15 protein-coding genes are annotated in these 15,829 nt (G+C 38.2%); 9 read left to right on the top strand and 6 right to left on the bottom strand.

Annotation, left to right across the window (positions count from 1 at the left end; translation table 11 throughout):
* Positions 1 to 335 precede the first annotated feature (335 nt).
* The 6 genes from truA (at position 336) to purF (ending at position 6,168) form a co-directional block, all read left to right on the top strand.
* Entirely contained in the window at positions 336 to 1,118 is a 783-nt protein-coding gene (gene truA, locus AC27E9_RS07650) for a tRNA pseudouridine(38-40) synthase TruA (protein ID WP_487128836.1), read from the top strand.
* A gap of 159 nt (positions 1,119 to 1,277) precedes the next feature.
* Positions 1,278 to 2,135, top strand: coding sequence for an acetyl-CoA carboxylase, carboxyltransferase subunit beta (gene accD, locus AC27E9_RS07645; protein WP_487128834.1), 858 nt, complete (start codon positions 1,278 to 1,280; stop codon positions 2,133 to 2,135).
* A 10-nt stretch (positions 2,136 to 2,145) separates the two neighbouring features.
* Complete coding sequence (gene folC, locus AC27E9_RS07640; protein ID WP_487128832.1) at positions 2,146 to 3,420, top strand: bifunctional tetrahydrofolate synthase/dihydrofolate synthase; 1,275 nt, start codon at positions 2,146 to 2,148, stop codon at positions 3,418 to 3,420.
* Positions 3,421 to 3,438: 18 nt separating this feature from the next.
* Positions 3,439 to 4,071: an SPOR domain-containing protein gene (locus AC27E9_RS07635; RefSeq protein WP_487128830.1), complete on the top strand. Its 633-nt coding sequence runs from the start codon at positions 3,439 to 3,441 to the stop codon at positions 4,069 to 4,071.
* A 71-nt stretch (positions 4,072 to 4,142) separates the two neighbouring features.
* Positions 4,143 to 4,625 (top strand): CvpA family protein, encoded by a 483-nt coding sequence (locus AC27E9_RS07630; RefSeq protein WP_487128829.1) that lies wholly within the window; start codon positions 4,143 to 4,145, stop codon positions 4,623 to 4,625.
* Positions 4,626 to 4,650: 25 nt separating this feature from the next.
* Positions 4,651 to 6,168 (top strand): amidophosphoribosyltransferase, encoded by a 1,518-nt coding sequence (gene purF, locus AC27E9_RS07625; protein ID WP_487128827.1) that lies wholly within the window; start codon positions 4,651 to 4,653, stop codon positions 6,166 to 6,168.
* A gap of 151 nt (positions 6,169 to 6,319) precedes the next feature.
* Here purF and AC27E9_RS07620 read toward each other — a convergent pair whose 3' ends face one another.
* The 3 genes from AC27E9_RS07620 to AC27E9_RS07610 all read right to left on the bottom strand — a co-directional run bounded on the left by AC27E9_RS07620 (position 6,320) and on the right by AC27E9_RS07610 (position 8,589).
* Positions 6,320 to 6,919 (bottom strand): Yip1 family protein, encoded by a 600-nt coding sequence (locus AC27E9_RS07620; RefSeq protein WP_487128825.1) that lies wholly within the window; start codon positions 6,917 to 6,919, stop codon positions 6,320 to 6,322.
* Positions 6,920 to 7,133: 214 nt separating this feature from the next.
* Positions 7,134 to 7,412, bottom strand: a complete 279-nt coding sequence (locus AC27E9_RS07615) for a hypothetical protein (RefSeq protein WP_487128823.1) — start codon at positions 7,410 to 7,412, stop codon at positions 7,134 to 7,136.
* A gap of 379 nt (positions 7,413 to 7,791) precedes the next feature.
* Complete coding sequence (locus AC27E9_RS07610; RefSeq protein ID WP_487128821.1) at positions 7,792 to 8,589, bottom strand: hypothetical protein; 798 nt, start codon at positions 8,587 to 8,589, stop codon at positions 7,792 to 7,794.
* Positions 8,590 to 8,984: 395 nt separating this feature from the next.
* Between AC27E9_RS07610 and miaE the strand changes: the two genes are divergently transcribed.
* Together miaE and AC27E9_RS07600 are read left to right on the top strand one after the other, a co-directional pair.
* Positions 8,985 to 9,758, top strand: coding sequence for a tRNA isopentenyl-2-thiomethyl-A-37 hydroxylase MiaE (miaE, locus tag AC27E9_RS07605; RefSeq protein ID WP_487128819.1), 774 nt, complete (start codon positions 8,985 to 8,987; stop codon positions 9,756 to 9,758).
* A gap of 151 nt (positions 9,759 to 9,909) precedes the next feature.
* The gene (locus AC27E9_RS07600; protein ID WP_487128817.1) at positions 9,910 to 11,790 is read left to right on the top strand and encodes a DUF885 domain-containing protein; all 1,881 of its coding nucleotides are present in this window, start codon (positions 9,910 to 9,912) and stop codon (positions 11,788 to 11,790) included.
* A 156-nt stretch (positions 11,791 to 11,946) separates the two neighbouring features.
* Here the strand turns inward: AC27E9_RS07600 and AC27E9_RS07595 are convergent, their stop codons facing one another.
* Together AC27E9_RS07595 and AC27E9_RS07590 are read right to left on the bottom strand one after the other, a co-directional pair.
* Positions 11,947 to 12,705 carry a UDP-2,3-diacylglucosamine diphosphatase gene (locus tag AC27E9_RS07595; protein ID WP_487128815.1) on the bottom strand — a complete coding sequence of 253 codons (759 nt, stop codon included), beginning with the start codon at positions 12,703 to 12,705 and terminating at the stop codon, positions 11,947 to 11,949.
* A 23-nt stretch (positions 12,706 to 12,728) separates the two neighbouring features.
* Positions 12,729 to 13,220, bottom strand: a complete 492-nt coding sequence (locus tag AC27E9_RS07590; RefSeq protein WP_487128813.1) for a peptidylprolyl isomerase — start codon at positions 13,218 to 13,220, stop codon at positions 12,729 to 12,731.
* A 213-nt stretch (positions 13,221 to 13,433) separates the two neighbouring features.
* Between AC27E9_RS07590 and cysS the strand changes: the two genes are divergently transcribed.
* Entirely contained in the window at positions 13,434 to 14,816 is a 1,383-nt protein-coding gene (gene cysS, locus AC27E9_RS07585) for a cysteine--tRNA ligase (protein ID WP_487128811.1), read from the top strand.
* Positions 14,817 to 14,888: 72 nt separating this feature from the next.
* On the opposite strand, the gene folD is transcribed toward cysS, so the two are convergent.
* Positions 14,889 to 15,746: a bifunctional methylenetetrahydrofolate dehydrogenase/methenyltetrahydrofolate cyclohydrolase FolD gene (gene folD / locus AC27E9_RS07580; RefSeq protein WP_487128809.1), complete on the bottom strand. Its 858-nt coding sequence runs from the start codon at positions 15,744 to 15,746 to the stop codon at positions 14,889 to 14,891.
* Positions 15,747 to 15,829: the final 83 nt, after the last annotated feature.

Raw genomic sequence — 15,829 nt, 5'->3', positions numbered from 1 at the left:
CGCGATCACATGGATGTGAAAGAGCGTAGATGTTCAGGATGAATGGTATGATGCGGTCACATGGATGTGAATGAGCGTAGATGTTAAAGCCTTTCTTAAATATACTACCTTTCAAGGCATTAAGGTTTCCATGACTGTCGATAAAAGGTATTCATATGGCGTTTAGTTATTTGTGGCTGCACAGTATTAAAGCGTTCTTGTTTTCCGATGTAAATGAAGGTCGATATGGCAGTGGAATAATGTTGGTAACATTACTTTTAGCTATTTTTAAATCCTAGCTTGGCAAAAATGCATAAAATAATGGATAATGCGCGCCCTTAGCTGTGGAGAAAAAAATGCGATATGCTTTAGGTGTGGAATACGATGGTAGTAAATACCATGGTTGGCAAAGACAGAAAAATGCGGTTAGCGTGCAAGAGAAGTTAGAAAAAGCATTGTCTAAAATTGCGAATGAACCTGTTGAAGTTATTTGTGCTGGTCGTACAGATACTGGTGTCAATGCTACCAATCAAGTTATTCATTTTGACACTGACAAAATCAGAAAAGATGTTGCTTGGACATTAGGGGTAAATACAAATCTACCTCAAGATATCGCTGTTTCTTGGGTAAAAGAAGTTAATGACGAGTTTCACGCTCGATTTAGTGCTACCGCAAGGCGTTATCGCTATATTATCAATAACAACCGCTTACGTTCGGCAATTTTAAGCTCTGGTATTAGTTTTTGCCATTACCCACTAAACGAAAATTTAATGCATCAAGCGGCGCAATATTTGGTTGGTCGTCATGACTTTACTTCATTTAGAACCGTACACTGTCAGTCACATTCTCCAATTCGTACCTTATATCATTGTAATGTTACCCGTCAGGGCGAATTTGTTATTATAGATGTTAGGGGTAATGCTTTTTTACATCATATGGTTCGAAATATTGCCGGAAGCTTAATGCGTATTGGTCAGGAGTTAGAGCCGGTGAGTTGGCTTAAAGAAGTACTTGAAGCAAAAAATCGCTGTGTAGCTGGAATGACAGCGCCGTCAGCAGGATTATATTTTGTTGATGTTGATTACCCTGAAGAATTTGCGATTCCAAAACGTAGCCCAGGGCCGCTGTTTCTATTATAATCAGCTAAAATTAAGAAAACAGACCAGTTTTTCCTATAATTGTGTAGGTAAGTTATGGTTTAATTCATCGTTATATTTGTAATTAGCAAAAAATTTTATATTTAGTGATTGTATTTTAAACAATTATTAAATTTTTCGTGTATAGGCAAAAAATATATTATGAGCTGGATAGAAAAAATTCTCCCGAAAGCAAAGTCGACACAGAAGAAAAATATTCCTGAAGGGGTATGGAGTAAGTGTAGCAGTTGCAATGCGGTGCTATATAAAGTTGAGTTAGACCGCCAAATGTCGGTTTGTCCTAAGTGTGATCATCACATGCGTATTTCTGCGCGTAAGCGTATTGATGGCTTCTTAGATCAAGGTGAACGTCTAGAGTTAGGTGAAGAGTTTGAAGCACAAGATATCTTAAAGTTTAAAGACTCTAAACGTTATAAAGACCGTATTTCAGCAGCACAAAAAAATACCGGCGAAAAAGACGCTTTAGTAGTAATGAAAGGTGAATTACATGGTATGCCGATTGTTGCGGCTGCGTTTGAATTCTCGTTTCTAGGTGGTTCTATGGCATCAGTTGTTGGTGCGCGCTTTGTTAAAGGTGTTGAGTACTGTCTTGAGCATGATTTACCTTTTGTTTGTTTCTCTGCCAGTGGCGGAGCGAGAATGCAAGAAGCATTGTTTTCCCTGATGCAAATGGCGAAAACAAGTGCGGCTTTGGCTAAAATGAGCGAAAAAGGCCTCCCATACGTTTCTGTATTAACCGATCCGACTATGGGCGGTGTTTCTGCAAGTTTGGCTATGCTTGGTGATATTAATGTTGCTGAGCCAAAAGCGTTAATCGGTTTTGCTGGTCCACGAGTTATCGAGCAAACCGTACGTGAAAAATTACCGGAAGGTTTCCAACGCAGTGAATTCTTAAAGGAAAAGGGCGCTATTGATTTAATTATTGATCGCCGTGAAATGCGTAGTACATTAGCACGTATGCTTGCTAAGTTTATGGGACAAGATAGCCCAGCTGCCTAACGGTAAATTTATGTCAAAAACTACTCAAAGCCATTCAGTAAAGAAAAACCTTACTGAATGGCTTTCTTATTTAGAAAGCATTCACAGTGTTGAAATTGACTTAGGCTTGCAACGAATTTCTCAAGTTGCAGAGCGCTTGAGTATTTCGTTTCAGCATTCACAGGTAGTGACCGTAGCTGGTACTAACGGTAAAGGGACAACCTGTGCGTTTTTAGAAAATGCTATATTAGCGCAAAATAAAACCTGTGCCGTTTATTCGTCGCCGCATATCGAGCGATTTAATGAGCGCTTGCGCATTAATCGTCAAGATATTGATGATCAATCATTAGTTGCTGCGTTTGAGCAAATAGAGTCAACACGGGGTGATATAAGCTTAACCTATTATGAGTATACCACCTTAGCTGCATTCATTATTTTAATGGCGAAGCAACCTGCAGTTATTATTCTTGAAGTTGGTTTGGGTGGTCGCTTAGATGCCACCAATATTATTGATGCGGATATTAGTGTTATAACTACTATTGATCTCGACCATCAAGCGTTTCTGGGTAATACTCGTGAAGCTATTGGCTTTGAAAAAGCTGGTATTATGCGTGACAGTCGACCTGTTGTTATTGGTGATACTGAGCCTCCAGCATCGTTAGCACTGCATGCAAAAAACATTAATTCGGTTGCTTATTTTCGTGAACAACACTTTATTGTTAAAAAAAGCACGAATAACGACTGGCAATGGCAAAGTAAAACATTAAAGTTAAATAATCTTAATGTATGTCATATTCCGCAAGACAACGCTGCAACGGCAATTATGATATTGGAATTGTTAGCGCCAAAGCTTGAACTAACGTTAACAGCCGCATTTATTAACCAGGTCATTGCGCAAACCAAAGTACCAGGTCGCCTTGAGAAATTTAGTTGTGATTGTGATGTTATTCTAGATGTTGGCCATAACCCGCAAGCAGCGAGATATTTAGCACAACAAGTCAAAGCAATGACATATGATAATATTTATGCGGTTATTGGTATGTTATCTGATAAAGACATAACCAATACCTTAGCACCATTGACAAGTTTGGTTGATAGTTGGCACCTTGGTACGCTAGACGTTGCACGCGGCTGTGAAGCAAAACAGTTGGCACAATTCTTACAATTAGACAATGCTAAGTTGAATTGTTTTGACAATGTCTCTCAGGCATTTAAAATGGCAAAACAGAATGCAAAAGCAACTGATCTTATTCTGGTTTTCGGGTCATTTTATACGGTTGCAGAAGTAAGACGTTTGTTAGTTTAGTAAAACTTGGAGTTTCGTTTGTCTACACCGTTTCAAAACCGTTTAGTGGGTACCATCATTGTTGCCGCCGTTGCGATCATATTTTTACCTGATGTGCTCGATGGCGATAAAAAAACTTATCAAGATAATTTTGAAACGATTCCACAGCCACCACAGGTTGATTTTCCAGTTGCCGACAAAACTTTTCCAAAAGAAAATTTAGCTAAATTGCCAAAATATAACATTATTGATGAAGCTGCTGTTGATGATGTTAGTAGTATTGATGATTCAAAACTATTGGCAGAAAAAGGTGTTGCAGTTACAAAGTTAAGCAAAGAAACTGATTTCTCAAACTCGAATGAAGAAAAAACAAGCAATAAAATCGTTGAAAAAGAAATTAAAAAATTGCCAAGTAAAGCCGTTAAAAAACAAGCTTGGGTGATACAGCTTGGTAGTTTTAGACATCAGAATAACGTTGACGAATTGGTCAACAAATTAACGAGTAATGGTTATACCGCTTTTACTAAACCGATCAAGACTAAAAACGGTAAGTTGACCAAGGTTTTTGTTGGTCCTGAATTAATCAAATCGTCAATGGATAAAAAGTTACCAGCACTGAAAAAACTAACTAACGTGCAAGGAAAAGTTGCCCGTTTTTATCCGACTAAATAACAAAAATATTAGTAAACTCTAGCGGCCTTCTGGTAGAATGCGCGCCTCTAATCAATGAGAATATTTGATTTATGGTTTGGATAGATTATGCCATTTTGGCTGTTATTGGCATTTCAGCGTTAATAAGCTTAGTACGAGGTTTTGTTAAGGAAGCTGTGTCCTTAATTGTTTGGATCAGTGCCTTCTTCGTTGCCAGTAGCTTTTACGTTAACTTGTCGACTCTCCTGACTAATATTTCCGATCAACTTCTGCGCAATGCTGCTTCTATTGCCATTCTTTTTATCACCACCTTAATTTTAGGTGCTCTAGTAAACTATATCATTGGACAGTTAGTCAGCAAAACAGGCTTGTCTGGTACAGATAGAGTACTTGGCATTGTTTTTGGTGCTTTACGTGGCGTGCTAATTTCTGCAGCAGTGTTGTTTTTTATGGATGCATTTACCCCAGCGCCATCGAGCGTGTGGTGGCAAAATTCTCAATTGGTTCCAGAATTTACATTAATAGTTGAATGGTTCTTTGAATATCTCAAACAATCATCAAGTTTTTTAACTTAAACTTAGTTCGCCGGAGAGTAAGTTCATGTGTGGTATTGTTGGTATTGTTGGTAAAACACCAGTGGGTCAAGCGTTATATGATGGTTTAACGGTGCTTCAGCATCGTGGCCAAGATGCCGCTGGTATCGTGACTATTCACGATAATACATTTAGATTGCGTAAAGGCAATGGCTTAGTTAAAGACGTATTCCATACTCGTCATATGCTACGTTTACAAGGGAACATGGGGATAGGTCATATCCGTTACCCTACCGCGGGTACATCAAGTTCTTCTGAAGCTCAGCCTTTTTATGCTAACTCACCATTTGGTATCGCATTAGCGCATAACGGTAATTTAACTAATGCTGAAGAATTAAAACACTGGTTAAATACTGAAGCGCGTCGTCATGTTAATACAACATCAGATTCAGAATTATTACTGAATATTTTGGGCCATGAATTACAAAATACTGATCAGCAAGAACTTGATCCAAGTGACATTTTCACTGCAGTAAGCAATGTACATAAACGTGTACGTGGTGCTTATGCAACCGTAGCATTAATTATTGGCTATGGCATGGTGGCATTTCGCGACCCGAATGGTATTCGTCCATTAGTATTTGGTAAGCGTGAAACTGAAGCCGGTGTTGAATATATGATTGCGTCAGAATCAGTGGCATTAGATGCCAATGAGTTTGAGTTTGTTCGTGATGTTGCACCAGGCGAAGCCATTTTCTTTTCTGAATCAGGCCAAATTCACAGCCAGCAATGTGCAGAAAATCCAACTTTCCACCCATGTATTTTCGAATACGTTTACTTTGCACGACCAGACTCTGCAATCGATAAAATATCGGTTTATGGTTCTCGCGTAGAAATGGGTAAAAAGCTTGGCGATAAAATAGCTAAAGAATGGGACGACGTCGACATTGATGTTGTTATTCCTATTCCGGAAACATCTTGTGATACTGCATTAGAAATTGCGCGTCATTTAGATATTCCTTACCGCCAAGGTTTTGTGAAAAATCGCTATATTGGCCGCACGTTTATTATGCCGGGACAAGAGCAACGTAAGAAATCAGTTCGTCGTAAACTAAATGCCATTAGTGCTGAATTTGTTGGTAAAAACGTATTATTGGTTGATGACTCAATTGTACGTGGTACTACGTCAGGACAAATTATTGAAATGGCTCGTGCAGCCGGTGCTAAGAGAGTGTACTTTGCTTCTGCTGCACCTGAAATACGTTTTCCTAATGTTTATGGCATTGATATGCCAAGTGCTAATGAGCTGATAGCGCATGGTCGTGAGCTTGATGATATTTGTCAGTTAATTGGTGCTGATAAGCTAATATTCCAAACTTTGGAAGATTTAGTTGCTGCAGTTTCAACAGCAAACCCTGATATTGCTGAGTTTGAAACATCAGTTTTTGATGGCCAATACGTAACACAAGATATTAATCAAGGTTACCTGGAAAGACTTGATGCATTGCGTAATAATGAAACCAAAGAAACTTCTGATAAAAATGCTGATTCAATTATTGATATGCATAACGAGGGTGCAGAATAAGTTAAAGAGCTTAGGCACTGATAACTAGTTATTTTGTTAAAATAAAAAAGCCCGCATAAGCGGGCTTTTTATGTCTAAGGCTAACTAATGGCGTTATCACATGAGCATAAAGAACGTCGATGTGTCACTTCTACCTATAGGCTAGTTTTAGCTAACTAACGTATTCAACGCCTAAACCTAAGTTAAAGACAATAGCGCTTGCCGCCATTAATGCAACAATTAACACTAGCCCACAAGTCACTACAGAACTAGAGTATATAAAGCCCTTTTCTTCAGGAATGTTCATCATAATAGGTACACCTGAATATAGCAGGTAAACGGAATAACTTAGAGCTGCAAGGCCAGCGAGTACTACAAACCATAGTACCGGAAATAGTGCTGTTAGCCCAACCATTAATAGTGGTGTTGCGGCATAAGCGGCTAACTCGAGTGACTGTGTAAAGTCAGGTGCTGAATCAAAAGTTTTTGCCATCCACTGTATTAATACTGCTAGTGCAAATACGCCTGATATTAGCCCAACATACATGGCAATTGACATGAATAGTGCATTTGATTCGGTAAGTTTAATAGGGTCACCGGCACCAATTGTCCAACCAATATGGGCTGCGGCGTAATAACCACAAATTGCAGGAATAAGTGCAATGGTTAGAATATGCACCATAGAATACATTAAACTTTCGTGACGTTTTTCAATTGTTTGCCATTCTTTTTTAGGTGCAGTGTAAAGCCCCCAGATATGATTTAAGATCATGTTATATACCTCTCTCTGTCCCCAAAAATAATGCAGATATAAGTAAGCTTCTGCGACTTTGCGTGCTGATCAACAGTTCTTATTTTTATTGCTGATATTATATTTATGTAAGATGGCGAGGGATTCGTCAAGAGTTGTTTGATAAATAGGCGAAAATAGTTTTTATTTAGCCATCTATCTGTCTGGTATCGCGAAATAATCTATAAAAATGTGATCAGCATACCTTGATACGAACTATTTTCATGATCTCAATATCAAACCCTGCCACCGTTTCGGTAGCAGGGTAGTAGGTAATATTGACTTGCTGTTTTTGTAACGACTTATAAAGCTTTTTACGACGATATTTAAACGGCACTTCAACACCTCTTATCATCACCGTATTAAGGTACCATTCACCATCTTCACGTTGAACATGAGAAACTACAGTTTGTTGCTCACTGTGTGTGAGTGCCTGATGCTTATCTGTTAAGTTTTTTGCGTCAGTTTTTTTCATATCTTCAGTTTAGTCGCTTCCGGCTATTATCATTTACTAGCGTTACTTGGCAGCATTAAATAACGAATGATAAGTGTAGCGTAAACCATAAAATTAATCAGCACTCAAAGGAAGCTGGTTTGTCTTTTGTTATAACCACCGAATATTTTATTTTGTTATTACGCTTATAGAATAACGTCAAACTCTTCTTATAAAGATGCTCTGTCACACTCAGAATTACTTCCAGAAATTAATAAATTTTTAAAAGTCGCTATCTTGAATCTTGGCTAGAATAAGCATAGATAAAAGAAAGCTTACTCGCTGTGCCAATTGACACCTTATTTTTGAATCAGAGGATTCGACAGTCTGATTTATAGTACACCTTACGAATTTTAAACGATCAGAACTTGCACGGTTGATTTGCTTGTATAACTTCTGAAGCCATTTGCTTTAAAAGTTGTTGAGTATCTACTGGAATATTAATATCTTCAATAAAAGGAAGCAAATCAGCAGGCTCACCTGTAATTACTTCATAAAAAACTAAAGCAGTAAGAAAAATGCCTTGCAAAGAAGCATGATTTCCATCGCTCGTATGTAGGCTAAATTGAGGAGCCGTCATAATTACTTTATCCCAGACTAAGCCAACAGGGGCAACACATGAACTTTGTCGCTTAGAAATACCAATATGAATATTATGAACCCGCCTCCCTTCCTCTGTATTGCCTTTTTGTGGGTGTTCTGGAAATAATATCGGAGTTATGCTTAGTTTTTTAGCCTTAACTATCCAATTTTGAGTATCAATTGTTGGGTAGTTATTAATTCCTGATTGTGAATATTTTTGACCTTGTAGAATTATATGAGTCCAAGGTTTATTATTTAAAATATCTGTTCGAGATTGTTCCTTTAATTTATTGTCTAAAAAGCCTCCTCCTGCGTTGAAGATGTTAACTTCTACGTTAGGTTTTGCTTTTTTTATTATTTTTTTTAGTAAGTTATCTATATTTATCACATGACTATTTCCGAATAAAATAACTTGATACTTATTGGCAAATCTATTATCAGGGATACTGATGTTGAAATTTGGGTTATCAATTACTTCATTTTCATGACTTAGAGGTTGCGTTTTTTTTTCTTCGGAGTCACCAGAACATGCCGATAATAAAAGTAATAGTAATATTAGGGAGTAATTAATGGACATTGTGCCTCCTATTTAAAAGCGTGAGCGATTTTTATGTATTTGGTCATCAAAACCCTTTCCATACATTTAGATATGTCATAATACAAGATATAAATTTTGTGTTGTTATAGTGCCACTTCGTTGTTTATTTAAAAGCAAAGAAGGGTAATGATTTGATAATGAAATGATAAGCTTTACGGTAGCCACCTAAAGTAGTTACTTCCAAATGGTTGCAGATAGTTAGGTTTGATTTAGGTTTGAAAATGTAATTCATATTTTTATAACTATTTTCAAAAGATATAGTTTTATCTAGAAATTGCTTGCATAGCTTAATGAGCTTTGTCAGTTTGATTGTTTCGCTTTATCACTATGTTAGAATCCAATGAGATTTCATTTACCTACTAAGACTTTTAATTGTGCCAGTTGATACACTACTATTTCCGATAAGATCATTTTTACAATGTCAGACTCCACAAGCATGGATAAATGAAGCTATTAGACCTGAGAATTTAGATATTATTCTTATTGACCACCTGATATGTGAATTAAAAGCCGCACAGTCTGCGATGTTTTTAATTCGAAAATATGCGGTTGATAAAGCAAGTGGCGATGCTCTTTTGGCATGGCTGCAGCCGTTTGAAACGCTAATATATAAACGCCAAGGGGACTGGCGAACATTAGCGGCGAAGAACAAATTAACTAAATCAGTTATTCCAAAAGCTGATTCACCATACGGGCAAAGTTTAATCGATAAAATGGTGCTGTTGATTAAAGAAGAGCTTCATCATTTCTATCAAGTGTTGGAAATTATGGATGAATACGGTATCGAATATCGCAGTATTACCCCGTGTCGTTATGCTAAGGGCATGTTACGTCACGTAAAAACATTTGAACCTGATGCGTTAATCGATAAATTAATTATTGGTGCTTATATAGAGGCCAGATCGTGTGAACGCTTTGCCATGCTAGCGCCACATGTTGATAAACGCCTTGGTGATTTCTATATTTCTTTATTGCGCTCCGAAGCTCGCCACTATCAAGACTATTTAGCACTGGCAAAAGAAATTGCCGGTCCAGAGCAAAGTGCCAAAGTTGATGATCGTATTGCTTTTTTTGCAGATATCGAAGCCGAGTTAATTACCAGCCCAGATCAAGACTTTAAGTTTCATAGTGGTGTGCCTAGTACTTAGTGTTAGCAATAGTTGTGTTAAACGTAACAAATTATGAATATTATTGTTTATGGTTTTTAATCGCGACTATAACTCGGTAGTATGCGACAAGGCGCTATTAGAGCGCTCGTTATTGAAAACATAATGAATATAATAATAAGGAAAGTAATTGATGCGCTCTATGATAGCAGTGGTGGGAGCTTTGGCCTGTTTAACAGCTTGCCAGCCCAATAGTAATGATTCAACGCAAACTAAACCGACGGCGGCAGAAGTAGCAAAACCTGTTGCACAGCAAAGTGCTTTAAGTGAAAGTGAACGACTAAATGAGTGGTTTGCTGCCAAATATGAAGAGCAGTTGCAAAGTAGCCCAATAATGCTGACGTTTTTAGGCCGTAAAGAAAAATACGACCAAATTAACGATATGACCGAGGCCTATGAGAAAAAACAGTTAGCTTGGCAAGCGAAAACGGTTGAAGATTTAAAAACAAATTTTAACTATGACAAGTTGAGCGCCGAAGCGAAAATCTCATATGACATTTGGATTTACCAATATGAGCAAGCTAAAGCAGGGCAAAAGTTTAATAAAAACGGTTATATATTTACTCAGTTCAATGGTATTCAAGCCTTTGCTGCACAATTCCTTATTAACTTCCATCGTGTAGACGAACTAAGTGACATGCAGGCATACATTACCCGTATCTCTGGTGTTAGCACCGCAATCGATCAATTACTGGTAAGAGCAAAAGAAAACGCTGCAGCGGGAACTCGTCCGCCTAAGTTTGCTTATCAAGGCGTTATTGAACAAGCGGGCAATCTAATCACTGGCAAGCCCTTTATAGATACAGAAGACGCGCCTGATTCGCCATTATGGATGGATGTACAAAGAAAAATTAAAGGTTTAGTTGACGGAGAGAAAATTACCGCGGAACAAGCAGCAACATTAACCTCTGAAGCTAAAACTGCATTGCTAAATAATTTTAAGCCGAGTTATGAGGCGTTAATTACTTGGTTTGAAAGTGATATTAAAAATACGGCAAGTAACCCTACCGGTGTCTCAACACAGAATAACGGTCAAGCGTTTTACGATCATATGATCGGTGTTTCAACAACGACAGAATTATCAGCAGCAGAAATACATGATATAGGCGTAAAAGAAGTTGCTCGCATTACCAACGAAATGATTGCCATTAAAAATCGCGTGGGTTTTGAAGGTGACTTACAAGCATTCTTTAACTTTATAAAAACTGATGAACAGTTCTTTTATCCAAATACTGATGAAGGTCGCCAAGGTTATATTACCGACACTGAAGCGTATTTAAGTGTTATCAATGAACAGCTACCAGATTACTTTGGCATTTTGCCAAAGGCTGATTTAGTGGTTAAGCGTGTTGAGGCCTTTAGAGAGCAAGACGGAGCAGCGCAGCATTATAACCCAGGTACTCCAGACGGTAGTCGACCAGGTGTTTATTATGCTCATTTATCTGATATGTCATCAATGCCGAAAAATGAAATGGAGGGTGTTGCTTATCATGAAGGAAATCCTGGCCATCATATGCAAATATCGATTGCTCAAGAACTTACTTCAGTACCACAATTTAGAACGCAAGCAAACTTTACAGCCTATAGTGAAGGTTGGGGCTTATATGCCGAACTATTGGCAAAAGAAATGGGCGCATATCAAGATGACTTCTCTGATTTTGGCCGTTTAGTTAATGAAATGTGGCGTGCGGTACGTTTAGTGGTTGATACCGGTTTACACACTAAAGGCTGGACTGAAGAGCAAGCAATTGCCTACTTTAAAGAAAAAACGCCGATTGCTGAAGAAGCTATTATTTCAGAGGTACGTCGCTATCTCGTATTACCGGGGCAGGCAACAGCATATAAAATAGGTATGTTAAAGATTATTGAGTTAAGAGAAAATGCCAAAAAGGCATTGGGCGAGCGCTTCGATATTCGTGGTTTCCACGATACTATTTTAGGTGGTGGTGCTATGCCGTTAGCTATTTTAGAGCGTCGAGTTAATAATTGGGTGGCAAATAACACACCGAAATAATGATATTTCTTAATCGAAATAACTGAAAGCTCTAAGTTAGCAGTTGATAGTTAACAGTAAAAAGCCAAGCGTTAATCGCTTGGCTTTTTTTATACAAATATTTTGCTAATTTACTTTTTACAATAAAGGCTAGCGTCTGCTTCGTATGAAAAATCGCTATTCAAACGAACTATTCATTAACTCCATGGTATCAGGGGTTACCTTTAACCACGCGCCTTGTTCATACCAATCACCCAAAACAATACGTTTCGCGGTTTGCTGATTTGCTGATAAATGATGAACATTAGGGCGGTGCGTGTGACCATGGATCAATATCTGGCTATGATGTTGCTCTAGGCATCGAGTAACTTCGCTATCTGTCACGTCCATTATATCTTGTGATTTCATTGCTGTTGCAGAAGCACTTTTATCACGATAATTACTGGCAATTTTTCGACGAACAAATAAAGGCAGGCTTTTTATCATAGCTTGCCACCACCAACTACGAGATTTTTTTCGAAATGCTTGATAGCCAATATCACGAGTGCAAAGCGTGTCGCCATGCATTATAACAACAGGTTGCTGATACAAATCAATAACGGTTACCTCAGGTAATAACGTCATACCTGATTGCTTTGCGAATCGCTTGCCGAGTAGGAAATCACGATTGCCGTGAATAAAATACACTTTACAGCCAAGTTCAGAAAGGGTGCGTATTGCTTGTGATATTTCTAATATGAAAGGGCTGTCGTCGTCATCGCCGATCCAGTACTCGAATAGATCGCCTAATATATAGAGTACTTGTGCGTTTGGTGCGTCATTTTTTAAAAACGATAAAAAACAGGCCGTAATATCAGGCCTGTTTTGCGCTAGATGTAAATCAGCAATAAAATACGTTAATGCTGATTTATCTATTGTTTGAGAGTTTTCGCTCATCACATACTTCAGGTAAGTAAAACTTACTCGACAATGGTTTCTTCAATTAAAATTTCTTCTTTTGGCACATCGTCATGAAAGCCCATACGACCTGTGTCAACTAAAGTCATTTTGTCAACAATGTCCATGCCTTCAACAACTTTCGCAAATACACAGTAGCCCCAGCCATGCATGTCTTCACTTTTAAAGTTAAGGAAGTCATTATCTACTAAGTTAATGAAAAATTGTGCTGATGCTGAATGGGGATCTTGAGTACGAGCCATGGCTAATGTACCGCGGGCATTACTTAAGCCGTTATTTGCTTCGTTTTGAATACTAGCACGTGTATCTTTTTCACCCATACCAGAAGAGAAACCACCACCTTGTGCCATAAAACCTTTAATTACACGGTGAAAAATGGTGCCATTATAGAAACCGTCTTCAGCGTATTGTTGAAAGTTTTTTGCTGTAACTGGTGCATTATCAAAATCTAATTCAATTTTAATATCGCCTAATGTTGTTTTAAATGTGATCATTTGTTGGTTCTCATCAAGATAAAATAAATTAATTGCGCGAATTGTAACTTAAACAATGAAATATTTCTCGGCAAAATTTAGTGCTTAATATTCAGTAAAGTGAGCCAAGCTAATGATTCATCGTAATACTTGGGGTACAATTGCGCTAATTCTCGTGTTGAGAATTTAAGAATTTAATTAAGTGTCCACATCAGATAGGAAAAAAGTACCGTTATGCTACAGATTTATAATACCTTAAGCCGGAAAAAAGAAGTTTTTAAACCGATCACTTCCAACAAGGTAGGTTTGTATGTGTGCGGAATTACAATATACGATCGTTGCCATATCGGCCATGCGAGAACCTATGTTGCTTTTGATATTATCGCTCGATATTTTAAATATTTAGGCTACGACTTAACACATGTTAGAAATATCACTGATGTCGATGATAAAATTATCAAGCGCGCCAATGAAAATGGTGAAAGTTGTGATGACCTTACTTTGCGCATGACTGCGCAAATGTATCAAGATTTTGACGACTTAAACATTATGCGCCCAGATATTGCACCAACAGTAACAGGCCATATGGATGAAATTATTGCCCTAGTGGTTCGTTTAATTGAGCGTGAACACGCTTATGTTGCTAGCAACGGTGATGTAATGTTCGATGTTAGTAGCTACCCTGACTACGGCAAGCTAAGCCTGCAAAATTTAGATATGCTACAAGCTGGCGCGCGTGTAGATGTTGATGATGCTAAACGTAGCCCGCTAGACTTTGTGTTATGGAAAATGGCCAAACCAGATGAACCAAGCTGGGGTTCACCTTGGGGTAAAGGCCGTCCAGGTTGGCATATAGAATGTTCGGCAATGAACAGCAAACATTTAGGCGAGCATTTTGATATTCATGGTGGCGGCTCAGATTTACAATTTCCGCATCATGAAAATGAAATTGCGCAATCATGCTGTGCCTTTGATACGCCATACGTAAATTACTGGATGCATGGCGGCATGGTACAAATCAATAAAGAGAAAATGTCTAAATCGCTAAATAACTTCTTCACTTTAAGAAGCGTATTAGATGAATATGATGCAGAAACAGTGCGTTTCTTTTTAACATCTAGCCATTACCGCAGCCAGTTAAATTACTCACAAGATAATTTAACGCAAGCGCGTGCAAGTTTGGAACGAATTTATACAGCACTGCGCGATGTATCGCCGATTAAAGTTGACTTAAAAGGCAACGAGTACGTTGAACGCTTTGAAAAGGCAATGAATGATGACTTTAATTGTCCAGAAGCAATGCCGGTATTGTTTGAATTAGCGAAAGAAATTAATCGTATTAAAGCCGATGATAACGAACAAGCTGGAAAATTAGCCTTTATTTTAGTGTCATTAGGTGAAGTATTAGGTATCGCACAAAATTCACCAGAAGATTTTTTACAAGGTGGCAGTGCCGACAGCGATGAAGCTGCTGAAATTGAAGCACTAATTGTGCAACGTAATGAGGCGCGTGCCAATAAAGATTGGGCAATGGCTGATGATGCGCGTGATAAACTTGCTGCGATGAATGTGATTCTGGAAGATAGCGCCGGCAAAACAACATGGCGTAAAGCGTAAAGCTAGATAGTTCTTTAAAAATAAAAGCCAGTATCAAGGATACTGGCTTTTTTATAACAGGTTTAAAGTGTTTTAACTGCTGTGAAACTCTTCACAAGCAATTAATGTATTTTCCATTAAACTTGCTACTGTCATTGGCCCAACACCACCTGGTACCGGTGTAATATGGCTGGCACTATTTTTAGCTGCGTTAAAGCCAACATCGCCAACAAGTTTGCCGGTGTCTAAACGGTTAATGCCTACATCAATCACAATGGCGCCGTCTTTTATCCATTCACCTGGAATAAACTCAGGCTTACCAACAGCAACAACTAATAAATCGGCATTACGCACTTTAGTTTCTAAGTCTTTTGTGAACCTATGGGTCGTCGTTACGGTACAGCCAGCTAGTAATAGTTCTAATGTCATTGGTCGGCCAACAATATTTGATGCGCCAACTACTAACGCTTCTAAGCCATAAGGAGAAACACCAGTAGAGGAAATTAATTCCATAATACCTTTTGGTGTACAAGGGCGAAGGCCAGGCTGACGTAAAGCAAGCTTGCCAACATTATTGGGATGAAAGCCGTCGACATCTTTGGTTGGATTAATATGTTCAATAATTAAATTGGCATCTAAGCCTTCAGGTAAAGGTAATTGTACGAGTATACCGTCAATTTCATTATCGTTGTTTAATTCATCGATAAGTTGAAATAAATCGTTTTGAGATGTGCTTGGTGGTAGGTCGTAAGAGCGTGAAACAAAGCCAACTTCTTCACAAGCTTTGCGTTTGCTACCTACATATACTTGAGAAGCTGGATCTGAGCCTACTAAAATTACTGCTAAACCCGGAGCACGTAAACCCTTTTCAATACGTTGTTGAACTTTATCTTTAATAGAATGGCGTAGTTGTTGGGCGATCAACTTACCGTCAATAAGCGCTGCAGTCATAATACTTCACAAAAGGTTAAAAAAACGCGCGTATTTTCGCATATAAATGTAGGCATTTATAGCAGCTAACGCTAAAGAGTGCT

The organism is Colwellia meonggei, assembly GCF_057537295.1.
Note: the sequence above shows the minus strand (reverse complement) of the source record. Positions and strands in the feature narration are given on the sequence as shown.